Raw genomic sequence first — 15,274 nt, forward strand, 5'->3', positions numbered from 1 at the left:
CGACAGTAAACCTCTTACTTCAAGGGCTGAATCAACCTTGTTTTTTAACGATAGCTTCGACGATGTTCGACGGAGCCTCGGAGTATTTTGAGAATTCCATGGAGTAGCTGGCGCGACCCTGAGACATGGAGCGGACGTCGGTTGCATAACCGAACATCTCACCCAGCGGAACCTCGGCACGAATGACCTTACCGGAGACCGTATCTTCCATACCCTGGATCAGACCGCGACGACGGTTCAGGTCGCCCATCACGTCACCCATGTAGTCCTCAGGCGTTACCACCTCGACTTTCATGATCGGTTCAAGCACTACAGCGCCACCCTTCTGGGACAGCTGCTTGGTCGCCATGGAAGCCGCCACCTTGAACGCCATCTCGTTGGAGTCGACGTCATGGTAGGAACCATCGAATACGGTCGCCTTCAGGCCGATCAGCGGATAGCCGGCGACTACGCCGTTCTTCATCTGCTCTTCGATGCCTTTCTGAATGGCCGGGATGTATTCCTTCGGAATCACACCACCCACCACCTCGTTGATGAACTGCAGACCTTCTTGCCCCTCATCTGCAGGCGCAAAACGCACCCAGCAATGACCGAACTGACCGCGACCGCCGGACTGGCGAACGAACTTGCCCTCGATCTCACAGGACTTCGTGATTTTCTCACGATAAGACACCTGAGGCTTACCAATGTTGGCTTCGACGTTGAACTCGCGACGCATACGGTCGACGAGAATATCGAGGTGCAACTCACCCATACCCGAGATGATGGTCTGACCAGTCTCTTCGTCGGTCTTGACGCGGAATGAAGGGTCTTCCTGAGCAAGCTTGCCCAGCGCGATACCCATCTTTTCCTGGTCATCCTTGGTCTTAGGCTCAACCGCAACCGAAATCACCGGCTCCGGAAAATCCATACGGACCAGAATGATCGGCTTGTCCAGAGCACAAAGGGTGTCACCGGTCGTGACGTCCTTCATACCGATCAGGGCAGCGATGTCGCCTGCCCGAACTTCCTTGATTTCTTCACGGCTGTTCGCATGCATCTGCACCATACGACCGACACGCTCTTTCTTGCCCTTCACCGAGTTCAGAACGCCGTCACCGGAATTCAGAACACCGGAATAGACACGAGCAAAGGTCAGCGTGCCGACAAAGGGATCCGTCGCAATCTTGAACGCAAGCGCAGAAAACGGCTCGCTATCATCTGCGTGGCGCTCCATCTCGATGGTTTCATCGTCGATATCGGTGCCCTTGATCGCCGGAATATCGGCTGGCGCTGGCAGATAATCGATAACAGCATCGAGAACCAGGGGCACGCCCTTGTTCTTGAAGGAAGAACCACAAACAGCCAACACGATCTCACCAGCGATTGTGCGCTGGCGCAGAGCCGCCTTGATCTCCTCAGTGGTGAGCTCTTCACCTTCGAGGTACTTGTTCATCAGCTCTTCGGTGGCCTCGGCTGCCGCCTCGACCATGTTACTGCGCCACTCTTCAGCCAGATCCTGAAGCTCGGCCGGGATCTCTTCCTCGCGGAAGGTCATGCCCTTGTCGTCATCGTTCCAGTAGATGGCTTTCATCTTGACCAGATCGATCTGGCCCTGGAAGTTGTCTTCAGCACCAATAGCAAGCTGGATAGGCACGGGCGTGTGCCCCAGACGCTGCTTGATCTGCGCAACCACACGCAAGAAGTTGGCGCCGGCGCGGTCCATCTTGTTGACATAGACCAGACGCGGAACACCGTACTTGTTGGCTTGGCGCCATACGGTTTCCGATTGTGGCTCAACACCCGAAGTACCGCAGAACACTACGACCGCACCATCGAGTACGCGCAGCGAGCGCTCCACTTCAATGGTGAAGTCAACGTGACCGGGGGTATCGATGATATTGAAACGATGCTTGTCGAACTGCTTCTCGGAACCCGCCCAGAAAGCGGTGGTGGCGGCGGAGGTAATGGTGATACCACGCTCCTGCTCCTGCACCATCCAATCCATGGTCGCGGCGCCGTCGTGCACCTCGCCCATTTTATGGTTTACGCCGGTGTAAAAGAGGACGCGCTCGGTGGTAGTGGTTTTACCCGCATCCACATGAGCAACGATACCAATGTTACGGTAGCGGTTAATCGGGGTAGTACGAGCCATAAAGCCCTCGCAAGTTGATGACGCTGAAAATTAGAAGCGGTAGTGCGAGAAGGCCTTGTTGGCTTCAGCCATACGGTGCACATCTTCACGCTTCTTCACAGCAGCGCCTTTACCTTCAAATGCATCCGACAGCTCACCCGCCAAGCGCAGGGCCATGGATTTCTCACCACGCTTACGCGCAGCCTCTACCAGCCAGCGCATGGCCAGCGCGTTACGACGGGACGGGCGAACTTCGACCGGAACCTGGTAAGTCGCACCACCTACGCGGCGGGACTTCACTTCGACCAGCGGAGCGATGGCGTCGAGTGCTTTTTCGAAGATTTCCAGGGGATCGCTGTTCTTGCGTTCCTTGACCTTTTCCAAGGCCCCATAAACGATACGTTCGGCGACGGCTTTCTTGCCGCTTTCCATCACGTGGTTCATGAACTTGGCGAGGATCAGACTTCCGTATTTCGGATCGTCAAGGATCTCGCGCTTGGCTGCTACACGACGTCTTGGCATTGATAAGCCCTCAAACGGTCTTCAGGTTAGCCCGGGACTATAACGATGAGGTTACGCCCGACCTTACTCTTATCGACTCAGATAGATATAAATACGATTACTTCGGACGCTTGGCGCCGTACTTCGAACGACCCTGCTTACGGTCCTTGACACCCGAGGTATCCAGCGAACCGCGCACGGTGTGATAGCGCACACCCGGAAGGTCTTTTACACGACCGCCACGGATCAGCACCACGCTGTGCTCTTGCAGGTTGTGACCTTCACCGCCGATATAGGAAGCGACTTCAAAACCGTTGGTCAGGCGAACACGGCATACCTTACGCAGTGCAGAGTTCGGTTTCTTTGGCGTGGTGGTGTACACACGAGTGCACACGCCACGGCGTTGCGGGCAGTTCTGCAGCGCAGGGACGTCGCTTTTCTCGACGACGCGCTTGCGCGGCTGGCGTACCAGCTGGTTGATCGTTGCCATCTACTAGCTCCACTGTTGTCTTTCGACACAAACGAAAAATGGCAGGGCGTAAAGCCCCGCCAAATTAGGGGTACAAGAGTCTAAAGAGCTTCTTGTCCGCCGTCAAGGCGCGCCCCGACTTGCGCCGGGGCAGACCGCCGATCAGTTACCACTCGAATTGAGCGCCTCGGTCAGCGCCGCTTCGACTTCATCGGCACTCACGCGAACCGGCTTTTCAGCGTCACGCTTGCGCTTGCGCTCGCTGTGATACTGAAGTCCGGTACCGGCCGGGATCAGGCGACCCACGACCACGTTTTCTTTCAGACCGCGCAAGTAATCGCGCTTGCCCGTCACTGCAGCCTCGGTAAGGACGCGAGTGGTCTCCTGGAAGGACGCTGCCGAAATGAACGACTCGGTAGACAGCGAGGCCTTGGTGATACCCAGCAGCACGCGAGTGTACTTCGACCCAAACTTGTCGTCCGCAGAGAGACGCTCGTTCGCCTCGAGAACATGAGTGAGCTCCATCTGGTCGCCCTTGATGAAACTCGAATCGCCGGATTCCGCCACTTCAACCTTGCGCAGCATTTGACGCAGAATCGTCTCGATGTGCTTGTCGTTGATCTTCACACCCTGCAGGCGATAGACGTCCTGAATCTCGTTGACGATGTATTTGGCCAGCGCACTCACGCCCAACAGACGCAGGATGTCGTGCGGGTTGCTCGGACCGTCCGAGATAACCTCACCCTTGTTCACCTGCTCGCCTTCGAACACGTTCAGGTGACGCCACTTCGGAATCAGCTCCTCGTACGGATCGGTACCATCGGTCGGCGTGATCACCAAACGACGCTTGCCCTTGGTTTCCTTGCCGAAGGAGATCGTGCCGCTGATTTCAGCCAGGATCGACGGCTCTTTCGGGCGACGCGCCTCGAACAGGTCGGCAACGCGCGGCAGACCACCGGTGATGTCGCGGGTCTTCGAGGTTTCCTGCGGGATACGTGCGATAACGTCACCCACGCTGATCTCGGCACCGTCAGCCACACCTACCAAGGCGTTAGCCGGCAGGAAGTACTGGGCCGGTACGTCGGTACCCGGCAGCAGCAGTTCCTTGCCATTGGCGTCGACCATCTTGATTGCCGGCCGGATGTCCTTGCCCGATGCCGGACGGTCCTTCGGATCCATCACCTCGATGTTGGTCAGGCCGGTGAGCTCATCGGTCTGACGCTTGATGGTGATGTTTTCTTCCATCCCAACGAAGGTCACGACACCCTTCATCTCGGTAACGATCGGGTGGGTGTGCGGATCCCACTTGGCCACCACAGCACCTGCGTCGACCTTGTCGCCTTCCTTGATCGAGATCACTGCACCGTAAGGCAGCTTGTAGCGCTCGCGCTCACGACCGAAGTCGTCGGCCACCGCCAGCTCACCGGAGCGGGATACCGCCACCAGCGCACCATCGGCACGTTCAACGTGTTTCAGGTTATGCAGACGAATGGTGCCGCCGTTCTTCACCATGACGTTGTCGACAGCAGAAGTACGGCTGGCCGCACCACCGATGTGGAACGTACGCATGGTCAGCTGAGTACCCGGCTCACCAATCGACTGCGCAGCAATAACGCCCACCGCCTCACCGATGTTGACCTGGTGCCCGCGAGCGAGATCGCGGCCGTAGCACTTGGCGCAAATGCCATAGCGCGTTTCGCAGCTGATCGGCGAACGCACGATCACTTCGTCGATGCTGTTGAGCTCGATGAAGTCGACCCACTGCTCGTCGATCAAGGTACCGGCCGGAACCAGCACGTCGTCAGAGCCCGGCTTGAGTACATCACGCGCAATGACACGACCCAGCACACGCTCACCCAGCGGCTCGACCACGTCGCCGCCCTCGATGTGCGGCGTCATGAACAGCCCCTGCTCGGTACCGCAGTCGACCTCGGTGACCACCAGGTCCTGCGCCACATCAACCAGACGACGGGTCAGGTAACCGGAGTTTGCGGTTTTCAGAGCGGTATCCGCCAGACCCTTACGAGCACCGTGAGTGGAGATGAAGTACTGCAGTACGTTCAGACCTTCACGGAAGTTCGCCGTGATCGGCGTCTCGATGATCGAACCGTCCGGCTTGGCCATCAGGCCGCGCATACCGGCCAGCTGGCGAATCTGAGCAGCGGAACCACGAGCACCGGAGTCAGCCATCATGTACATCGAGTTGAACGAGTCCTGCTCGGCTTCGTTACCATCGCGGTCGATGACTTTCTCTTTCGAGAGGTTGGCCATCATCGCCTTGGAGACTTCGTCGTTGGCCTTGGACCAGAGGTCGATCACCTTGTTGTACTTCTCACCCTGGGTCACCAGGCCGGAGGCGTACTGCGACTCGATCTCCTTCACTTCCTCGGTTGCGGCGTCGATGATGCGCGCCTTCTCGTCCGGGATGACGAAATCGTTCACACCGATCGACACGCCGGAAATGGTCGAGTAGGCGAAACCGGTATACATCAGCTGGTCGGCGAAGATCACGGTATCCTTCAGGCCAACGGTGCGGTAGCACAGGTTGATCAGCTTGGAGATCGCCTTCTTCTTCATCGGCTGGTTGACCACGTCGAACGACAGGCCGGCCGGAACCACCTGGAACAGCAGCGCACGGCCGACAGTGGTGTCGACGATGCGCGTGTTCTTGGTGATCGAGCCGTCGCGGTCCTTGATGGTCTCGTTGATGCGCACCTTGACCCGGGCATGCAGAGACGCTTCGCCGGCGCGGAACACGCGGTCAACTTCCTGCAGGTCGGCGAATACGCGACCCTCACCCTTGGCATTGATCGCTTCCCGGGTCATGTAGTACAGACCCAGAACCACGTCCTGCGACGGCACGATGATCGGCTCGCCGTTGGCAGGCGAGAGGATGTTGTTGGTCGACATCATCAGCGCCCGCGCTTCGAGCTGGGCTTCCAGCGTCAGCGGCACGTGCACGGCCATCTGGTCACCGTCGAAGTCGGCGTTGTACGCGGCACAGACCAGCGGGTGCAGCTGGATCGCCTTGCCTTCGATGAGTACCGGCTCGAACGCCTGAATACCCAGACGGTGCAACGTCGGTGCGCGGTTGAGCAGCACGGGGTGTTCACGGATGACTTCGGCGAGAACGTCCCAGACCTCGGGCAGTTCGCGCTCGACCATCTTCTTGGCGGCCTTGATGGTGGTGGCCATGCCGCGCATTTCCAGCTTGCCGAAAATGAACGGCTTGAACAGCTCGAGGGCCATCTTCTTCGGCAGACCGCACTGGTGCAGACGCAGGGTCGGGCCAACGGTGATAACCGAGCGACCGGAGTAGTCCACGCGTTTGCCGAGCAGGTTCTGACGGAAACGACCCTGCTTGCCCTTGATCATGTCGGCCAGGGACTTCAGCGGACGCTTGTTCGAACCCGTAATGGCGCGACCACGACGGCCGTTATCGAGCAGCGCATCGACGGCTTCCTGCAGCATGCGCTTTTCGTTGCGCACTATGATGTCCGGTGCCGACAGGTCGAGCAGACGCTTGAGACGGTTGTTACGGTTGATCACCCGGCGATACAGATCGTTGAGATCCGAGGTCGCGAAGCGGCCGCCATCCAGCGGAACCAGCGGACGCAGATCCGGCGGTAGAACCGGCAGCACGGTCAGCACCATCCACTCCGGCAGGTTGCCCGAGCCATGGAAGGCTTCCATCAGCTTCAGGCGCTTGGACAGCTTCTTGATCTTGGTTTCCGAGTTGGTCTGCGGAATCTCTTCGCGCAGGCGGCCGATCTCGTGCTCGAGGTCGATTTCGTGCAACAACTCGCGCACGGCCTCGGCACCCATGCGGGCGTCGAAATCGTCACCGAACTCTTCAAGCGCTTCGAAATACTGCTCGTCGTTGAGCAGTTGCCCTTTCTCGAGGGTGGTCATGCCCGGATCGATCACCACGTAGCTCTCGAAATAGAGCACGCGCTCGATGTCACGCAGGGTCATGTCCAGCAGCAGACCGATACGGCTCGGCAGCGACTTCAGGAACCAGATGTGGGCGACTGGCGAGGCCAGCTCGATATGCGCCATGCGCTCGCGACGGACCTTGGCCAACGCGACTTCCACGCCACACTTCTCACAGATCACACCACGATGCTTGAGGCGCTTGTACTTGCCGCACAGGCACTCATAGTCCTTGACCGGGCCAAAGATCTTGGCGCAGAACAGGCCATCACGCTCGGGCTTGAACGTACGGTAGTTGATGGTCTCTGGCTTCTTGACCTCGCCAAAGGACCAGGAACGGATCATCTCGGGCGAAGCCAATGCAATCTTGATGGCATCGAACTCTTCGATTTGACCCTGGTTTTTCAACAGATTCAGCAAGTCTTTCAAGGCCTTTCCTCCTCACGGACCTGCGACGGCCGGCTGATGCCGGACGCCGCATAGGCGGTGCGTGGTTATTCGGTTTCCAGATCGATGTCGATACCGAGCGAGCGGATCTCTTTGATCAACACGTTGAAGGACTCCGGCATGCCGGGCTCCATACGGTGATCGCCGTCCACGATGTTCTTGTACATCTTGGTCCGCCCGTTCACGTCGTCCGACTTGACCGTGAGCATTTCCTGCAAGGTGTAGGCGGCACCGTAGGCTTCCAGTGCCCAGACCTCCATCTCCCCGAAACGCTGACCACCGAACTGTGCCTTGCCACCCAGCGGTTGCTGGGTAACCAGGCTGTAGGAGCCAGTGGAACGTGCGTGCATCTTGTCATCGACCAGGTGGTTGAGCTTGAGCATGTACATGTAACCGACCGTGGTCGTACGCTCGAACTTGTTTCCGGTACGGCCGTCAAACAGCTGCATCTGGCCGCTCTCTGGCAGATCTGCCAGTTTCAGCATGGCCTTGATCTCGCGCTCCTTGGCACCGTCGAACACCGGCGTAGCCATTGGCACGCCACCGCGCAGGTTGTTAGCCAGATCCAGGATTTCCTGATCGCTGAACTCGTCCAGGTTTTCCTGACGGCCACCGATCTCGTTGTAGATCTCAGTGAGGAACTTGCGCAGCTCAGCAACCTTGCGCTGCTCGTCGAGCATACGGTTGATCTTCTCACCCAGCCCCTTGGCTGCTAGGCCGAGGTGGGTTTCAAGGATCTGACCGACGTTCATACGTGACGGTACGCCCAGCGGGTTCAATACGATGTCGACCGGCGTGCCATGCACGTCATGCGGCATGTCTTCGACCGGCATGATCACCGAGACCACACCCTTGTTACCGTGACGACCGGCCATCTTGTCGCCCGGCTGGATACGACGCTTGATCGCCAGGTAGACCTTGACGATCTTCAGCACGCCCGGCGCCAGGTCGTCGCCCTGCTGCAGCTTGCGCTTCTTGTCTTCGAACTTGTCGTCGAGTAGCTGGCGGCGGTCGGAAATGTAGGCCTGGGCCTTTTCCAACTGCTCGTTCAGTGCGTCTTCGGCCATGCGCAGCTTGAACCACTGCCCATGCTCAAGACCATCGAGCATCTCGTCAGTGATGACGGCGGCTTTCTTCAGCCCGGCACCACCCTCGACGGTCGCGCCAACAAGTGCGGAGCGCAGACGCTCAAAAGTTGCACCCTCGACAATACGGAACTCTTCGTTCAGATCCTTACGAATCTCGTCCAGCTGCATCTTCTCGATGGCCAGCGCACGGGAGTCACGCTCGACACCATCACGGATGAAGACCTGGACGTCGATGACGGTACCCTTGGTGCCGGTCGGCACACGCAGGGAGGTGTCCTTCACATCGGACGCCTTCTCACCGAAGATCGCACGCAGCAGCTTCTCTTCCGGCGTCAGCTGGGTTTCGCCTTTCGGCGTGACCTTGCCCACCAGGATGTCGCCAGCGCCTACCTCGGCACCGACGTAAACGATGCCCGCCTCGTCCAGCTTGTTCAGCGCCGCTTCGCCCACGTTCGGAATGTCCGCCGTGATCTCTTCTGGGCCGAGCTTGGTGTCGCGGGACACGCAGGTCAGTTCCTGGATGTGAATGGTTGTGAAACGGTCTTCCTGAACCACGCGCTCCGACAGGAGAATGGAGTCTTCGAAGTTGTAGCCGTTCCAGGGCATGAACGCGACGCGCATGTTCTGCCCGAGCGCCAACTCACCCATGTCAGTGGACGGACCGTCTGCCATGATATCGCCACGCTCGACCACATCACCCTTGCTCACCAATGGACGCTGGTTGATGCAGGTGTTCTGGTTGGAACGGGTGTACTTGGTCAGGTTGTAGATATCGACGCCGGCCTCACCGGTCTCGACTTCCGCATCATGCACCCGCACGACCACACGGCTCGCATCGACCGAATCGATCACACCGCCACGACGGGCTACGACGCAAACGCCGGAGTCGCGCGCAACGTTGCGCTCCATCCCGGTGCCGACCAGCGGCTTGTCCGAACGCAGGGTCGGCACGGCCTGACGCTGCATGTTGGAGCCCATCAGCGCGCGGTTGGCGTCGTCGTGCTCGAGGAATGGAATCAGCGAGGCGGCAACGGATACGACCTGCTTTGGCGATACGTCCATCAGGGTCACGTCTTCCGGTGCCTTGACCGTGAATTCGTTCTGATGACGAACGGCGACCAGCTCGTCGACCAGCTTGCGCCCGTCCAGCTTGGCGCTGGCCTGCGCAATGACGTGGTCAGCTTCTTCGATTGCCGACAGGAACACGATCTCGTCGGTAACTTCGCCTTCCTTCACCACGCGGTACGGGCTTTCCAGGAAACCGTACTGGTTGGTACGGGCGTAGGCCGCCAGCGAGTTGATCAGACCGATGTTCGGGCCTTCCGGCGTCTCGATCGGGCACACACGTCCGTAATGGGTCGGGTGTACGTCGCGCACTTCAAAGCCTGCACGTTCGCGGGTCAGACCGCCCGGGCCGAGCGCAGAGACACGACGCTTGTGGGTGATTTCCGAAAGCGGGTTGTTCTGGTCCATGAACTGCGACAGCTGGCTGGAACCGAAGAACTCCTTCACCGCCGCCGCGACCGGCTTGGCGTTGATCAGATCCTGCGGCATCAGGCCTTCGCTTTCGGCCATCGACAGACGCTCCTTGACCGCCCGCTCAACGCGCACCAGACCGACACGGAACTGGTTCTCGGCCATCTCGCCAACGCAACGGACACGGCGGTTACCCAGGTGGTCGATGTCGTCGACTACGCCTTTGCCGTTACGGATGTCGACCAGGGTCTTCAGTACCGCAACGATGTCTTCGCGGCTGAGTACGCCCGAACCTTCGATCTCGGTACGACCGATACGGCGGTTGAACTTCATCCGACCTACGGCCGACAGATCGTAACGTTCCGAGGCGAAGAACAAATTATTGAACAGCGTCTCGGCAGCGTCCTTGGTTGGCGGCTCGCCAGGACGCATCATGCGGTAAATCTCGACCAGCGCTTCGAGCTGATTGGTGGTCGAATCGATCTTCAGCGTGTCGGAAATGAACGGACCGCAGTCGATGTCGTTGGTATACAAGGTCTCGAAGCGCACAACCTGCGCCTTGACCAGCTTGGTCAGAACTTCGACTGTCAGCTCGGTGTTGCACTCGGCAATGATCTCTCCAGTCGCCGGATGCACGATAGCCTTCGCCGTGGTGCGACCCAGTACGTAGTCCATCGGCATGTCGAGCGCCTTGATCCCGGACTTGTCGAGCTGATTGATATGGCGCGCGGTAATACGGCGGCCTTGCTCGACGATGACCTTGCCGTTCTCGTCGGTGATGTCGAACGACGCGATTTCGCCGCGCAGACGCTGCGGAACCAGCTCCAAGCTCAGCGCTTCACCCTTAACGTGGAATACGTTGGTGTCGTAGAACGCATCAAGAATTTCTTCGGTGCCGTAATTCAGTGCACGCAGAAGCACCGAAGCCGGCAGCTTGCGGCGACGGTCGATACGCACAAACACAGCGTCCTTCGGATCGAACTCGAAGTCCAGCCATGAACCACGGTACGGGATGATCCGCGCGGAATACAGCAGCTTGCCCGAGCTGTGGGTCTTGCCCCGATCATGATCGAAGAAGACGCCTGGCGAGCGGTGCAGCTGAGACACGATAACGCGCTCGGTACCGTTGATGATGAAGGTACCGTTATCAGTCATCAGGGGAATTTCCCCCATGTAGACTTCCTGCTCCTTGATGTCCTTGATCGCCTTGCTCGACGATTCCTTATCAAAGATGATCAGACGAACTTTTACCCGCAACGGCACAGCGAAGGTCACGCCACGCAACACGCATTCCTTGACGTCAAAGGCCGGGTCGCCCAGGCGATAGCCGACATACTCCAGCGCCGCATTGCCGGAATAGCTGATTATCGGAAAAACGGATTTGAAGGCTGCATGCAAGCCAATGTCGCGGAATTGATCTTTGGTCGCTCCCGCCTGCAGGAATTCGCGGTACGAATCCAGCTGGATGGCCAAAAGATACGGCACGTCCATCACGTGCGGTAACTTGCTAAAGTCCTTGCGGATTCGTTTTTTCTCAGTGTATGAGTAAGCCATCAGCGTTCCCCAGCTTGGTCACCTGCTTGTTTGGCCTCTCCCGACGGGAGCAGCCAGAAAATCTTGCGAATCCTGTGATTCGCACCGCCCACCGGAGCGGTTGTTTCCGATCAAACTGCCAGATGTTCAACAGGCAGCTACAACGGAAAAAGGCCGGTGGCAAAAGCCACCAGCCATCAGCCTTACGCGAGTCGCTTCGGCTGTAGACGCAAGGTCGCGCTTACTTGAGCTCGACTTTGGCGCCCGCTTCTTCCAGGGCTTTCTTGGCAGCTTCGGCTTCATCCTTGGACACGCCTTCCTTGACCACGCCAGGGGCGCCATCAACGACTGCCTTGGCTTCTTTCAGGCCCAGACCGGTCAGTTCGCGAACGGCCTTGATCACGTTTACTTTCTTGTCGCCAGTTTCAAGCAGCATGACGTTGAATTCGGTCTGCTCTTCAGCAGCCGCAGCAGCCGGGCCAGCAGCAGCGACAGTGGCGGCTGCAGCAGTAACGCCGAACTTCTCTTCCATTGCCTTGATCAGTTCAACTACCTGCATCACGGACATTTCGGAAACGGCGTTGATGATGTCTTCGTTGGTCAGAGCCATGACTCTAAATTCCTGTATAGGATGACGGCCTTTTGCCGTCTGATTCAAAAAATCGAAAAATGCTTTACGCGCGCTAGGCCGCGGCTGCTTCTTTCTGGTCGCGAACGGCCGCCAATGTACGAGCCAGCTTGCTGGTAGCGCCTTGAATCACGCTCATCAGCTGCGAAATGGCCTCGTCATAGGTCGGCAGGGTTGCCAAGGCGTCGATCTGGTTGGCTGCAATGAACTGACCTTCAAATGCGGCAGCCTTGATCTCGAACTTGTCCTGACCCTTGGCAAACTCCTTGAAGATACGAGCGGCAGCGCCCGGATGCTCGTTGGAGAAGGCGATAAGGGTCGGGCCTTTGAACACGTCGTTGAGCACATCATACTGAGTGCCTTCAACAGCGCGGCGCAGCAGGGTATTACGTACTACACGCACGTATACGCCAGCTTCGCGGGCCTCTTTACGGAGTCCGGTCATGGCTCCCACGGTCACGCCACGGGCATCAGCCACGACAGCGGACAGGGCAGCTTTGGCAGCCTCGTTGACTTCAGCGACGATGGCTTTCTTGTCTTCGAGTTTGATTGCCACGGGTTTTTACTCCTGGATGTTACCGGTTCGTCCAGTCGAAACCGGACGGGTTTTGGTGTCTGATTCGGTACGAATCGGGAGCACCTCTGCGTAGGCCTGAAAAAGCTAAGCTTCTACGGTTTAAGACTCACGTCGCCTACGGTCTTGGATAGCCCCCGCCAGGCAGGGACCCCAATATGGCGCACCCTGCCAAGCAGGGCGCTGAATGCTTTATGCCTCGAGCGACGCCTGATCGATGACCAAGCCAGGACCCATGGTGGTGCTCAGGGTGACGCGCTTGACATAGATGCCCTTGGAAGTGGACGGCTTCAAACGCTTGAGATCCGACAGCAGCGCTTCGACGTTCTGCTTCAGCTGACCAGCCTCGAAACCAACCTTGCCGACTGAAGTATGAATGATACCGTTCTTGTCGGTACGAAAGCGCACCTGACCGGCCTTGGCGTTCTTGACGGCAGTCGCAACGTCCGGCGTCACAGTACCGACCTTCGGGTTAGGCATCAGACCGCGCGGACCAAGAATCTGGCCCAGCTGGCCAACAACGCGCATTGCATCCGGAGAAGCAATAACGACGTCGTAGCTCAGATCCCCACCCTTCATTTCAGCAGCCAGGTCGTCCATACCGACGCGATCGGCACCTGCAGCAAGCGCCGCTTCAGCCGCTGGGCCCTGAGTGAACACCGCCACCCGAACGCTTTTACCGGTACCGTTCGGCAGAACAGTAGCGCCACGCACAACTTGATCAGATTTACGCGGATCAACGCCAAGATTAATGGCGATGTCGAAGGACTCAGTGAACTTCACTGCCGACAGCTGAGCCAGCAGCGTCGCGGCATCTTCGAACGAATATTGCTTGCCAGCTTCGATTTTTTCAGCAAAAGCCTTCTGGCGCTTGGTCAACTTAGCCATTACACACCCTCCACGTTCAGGCCCATGCTGCGAGCAGAGCCGGCGATGGTGCGCACGGCCGCATCAAGATCAGCAGCGGTAAGATCAGCGTTCTTGGTCTTGGCGATCTCTTCCAGCTGCGCACGGGTAACAGTGCCGACCTTCTGGGTGTTAGGACGAGCAGAACCACTGGTAATGCCAGCGGCTTTCTTCAACAGAACGGCAGCAGGCGTACTTTTGGTCTCGAAAGTGAAACTGCGGTCGCTATAGACGGTGATGATCACCGGTGTCGGCAGACCTGGCTCCTGACCTTGAGTACGGGCATTGAATGCCTTGCAGAATTCCATGATGTTAACGCCATGCTGACCCAGCGCTGGACCAACGGGCGGCGACGGGTTGGCCTGGCCGGCCTTTACCTGAAGCTTGATATAAGCTTGAATCTTCTTAGCCATAAGTACTCCATTCCGGGTATTAGCGCCTTGCGGCTCCCCTGTTCACTTGAATATCCCAGTGACGACAAAACCCCGCAGCCATCAGCTGCGGGGTGTGGGATGCTTTTTCAGCTAGACCTTTTCGACCTGACTGAACTCCAACTCTACCGGCGTTGATCGACCAAAAATCAATACCGCAACCTGGATGCGACTCTTTTCGTAATTAACTTCTTCAACCACGCCATTGAAATCAGCAAACGGACCGTCAGCCACGCGCACCACTTCACCCGGCTCGAACAATGTTTTGGGCTTAGGCTTATCGCTACCGTCAGCAACGCGACGCAGGATGGCTTCAGCCTCTTTATCCGTGATGGGCGCAGGCTTGTCAGCGGTACCACCAATGAAACCCATCACCCGCGGCGTATCCTTAACCAGGTGCCAGGCGCCTTCGGCCATATCCATCTGGACAAGAACGTAACCCGGGAAAAACTTGCGCTCACTCTTGCGCTTCTGCCCGTTACGCATCTCAACCACTTCTTCAGTGGGCACTAGAATCTCGCCGAAATGATCTTCCATGCCGGCAAGCTTGATGCGCTCAATCAATGAACGCATGACATGCTTCTCGTAACCCGAGTAAGCATGAACGACATACCAACGCTTAGCCACGGGACACCCTTAACCTACAATCATGGAAACCAGCCAACCGAGCAGGGAATCAAGACCCCACAACAGCAGCGCCATAACCAGCACGACCGCGACGACAATAAGCGTGGTCTGAGTGGTTTCTTGACGGGTCGGCCAAACGACTTTACGAATCTCGACGCGCGCCTCTTTCAGAAGAACGGAAAAGGCACGACCTTTAGACGTCTGTAGCGCAACAAACGCTGCAACCACAGCAAACACGAGCAGCGCAAGAACCCTGTACAGAATAGGCTCGGCGGCGTAATACTGATTGCCCACCACAGCCACGACAACCAAAGCAGCCACAACAAGCCACTTCACCAGATCGAAGCGCGAGTCTTTGGCTTCTGCTTTGACATTCATCTGCTAGAACCCTGTAAATACTGCCAAATTCGACATTGAATTTGGCAGGCCAGGAGGGAATCGAACCCCCAACCTGCGGTTTTGGAGACCGCCGCTCTGCCAATTGAGCTACTGGCCTAACAAGAGTCAGGCCGACTATTATGCCGGCCCGAATGAATCAGATCAACCGA

At 57.9% G+C, this 15,274-nt stretch carries 11 protein-coding genes and 1 tRNA gene; all 12 read right to left on the reverse strand.

Going from position 1 to position 15,274, the window contains the following annotated elements:
* Positions 1-31 precede the first annotated feature (31 nt).
* On the reverse strand, positions 32-2,134 hold the full coding sequence (gene fusA, locus NA637_RS21105; protein WP_256074528.1) for an elongation factor G: 2,103 nt from the start codon (positions 2,132-2,134) through the stop codon (positions 32-34).
* Positions 2,135-2,164: 30 nt separating this feature from the next.
* On the reverse strand, positions 2,165-2,635 hold the full coding sequence (gene rpsG / locus NA637_RS21110) for a 30S ribosomal protein S7 (RefSeq protein ID WP_256074530.1): 471 nt from the start codon (positions 2,633-2,635) through the stop codon (positions 2,165-2,167).
* A gap of 97 nt (positions 2,636-2,732) precedes the next feature.
* On the reverse strand, positions 2,733-3,104 hold the full coding sequence (rpsL, locus tag NA637_RS21115) for a 30S ribosomal protein S12 (RefSeq protein WP_003291416.1): 372 nt from the start codon (positions 3,102-3,104) through the stop codon (positions 2,733-2,735).
* A 141-nt stretch (positions 3,105-3,245) separates the two neighbouring features.
* Positions 3,246-7,445 (reverse strand): DNA-directed RNA polymerase subunit beta', encoded by a 4,200-nt coding sequence (gene rpoC / locus NA637_RS21120; protein WP_256074531.1) that lies wholly within the window; start codon positions 7,443-7,445, stop codon positions 3,246-3,248.
* 65 nt (positions 7,446-7,510) lie between these two features.
* The gene (gene rpoB, locus NA637_RS21125) at positions 7,511-11,581 is read right to left on the reverse strand and encodes a DNA-directed RNA polymerase subunit beta (RefSeq protein WP_256074532.1); all 4,071 of its coding nucleotides are present in this window, start codon (positions 11,579-11,581) and stop codon (positions 7,511-7,513) included.
* Positions 11,582-11,801: 220 nt separating this feature from the next.
* A complete protein-coding gene (gene rplL, locus NA637_RS21130; RefSeq protein WP_256074533.1) occupies positions 11,802-12,170 on the reverse strand; it encodes a 50S ribosomal protein L7/L12 in 369 nt (122 codons plus the stop codon).
* 73 nt (positions 12,171-12,243) lie between these two features.
* Positions 12,244-12,744 (reverse strand): 50S ribosomal protein L10, encoded by a 501-nt coding sequence (gene rplJ, locus NA637_RS21135; RefSeq protein WP_045430607.1) that lies wholly within the window; start codon positions 12,742-12,744, stop codon positions 12,244-12,246.
* A gap of 210 nt (positions 12,745-12,954) precedes the next feature.
* Positions 12,955-13,650 (reverse strand): 50S ribosomal protein L1, encoded by a 696-nt coding sequence (gene rplA, locus NA637_RS21140; protein ID WP_045430609.1) that lies wholly within the window; start codon positions 13,648-13,650, stop codon positions 12,955-12,957.
* On the reverse strand, positions 13,650-14,081 hold the full coding sequence (gene rplK, locus NA637_RS21145; RefSeq protein WP_019342057.1) for a 50S ribosomal protein L11: 432 nt from the start codon (positions 14,079-14,081) through the stop codon (positions 13,650-13,652). Before rplK ends, rplA begins: the two co-directional genes overlap by 1 nt.
* 111 nt (positions 14,082-14,192) lie before the next feature.
* Positions 14,193-14,726 carry a transcription termination/antitermination protein NusG gene (gene nusG / locus NA637_RS21150; RefSeq protein WP_019342058.1) on the reverse strand — a complete coding sequence of 178 codons (534 nt, stop codon included), beginning with the start codon at positions 14,724-14,726 and terminating at the stop codon, positions 14,193-14,195.
* A 9-nt stretch (positions 14,727-14,735) separates the two neighbouring features.
* Positions 14,736-15,104 (reverse strand): preprotein translocase subunit SecE, encoded by a 369-nt coding sequence (gene secE, locus NA637_RS21155; protein WP_256074534.1) that lies wholly within the window; start codon positions 15,102-15,104, stop codon positions 14,736-14,738.
* A gap of 42 nt (positions 15,105-15,146) precedes the next feature.
* A tRNA-Trp gene (locus tag NA637_RS21160) sits at positions 15,147-15,222 on the reverse strand.
* Positions 15,223-15,274: the final 52 nt, after the last annotated feature.

Source organism: Stutzerimonas stutzeri, assembly GCF_024448935.1.
Lineage (GTDB): Bacteria > Pseudomonadota > Gammaproteobacteria > Pseudomonadales > Pseudomonadaceae > Stutzerimonas > Stutzerimonas stutzeri_AO.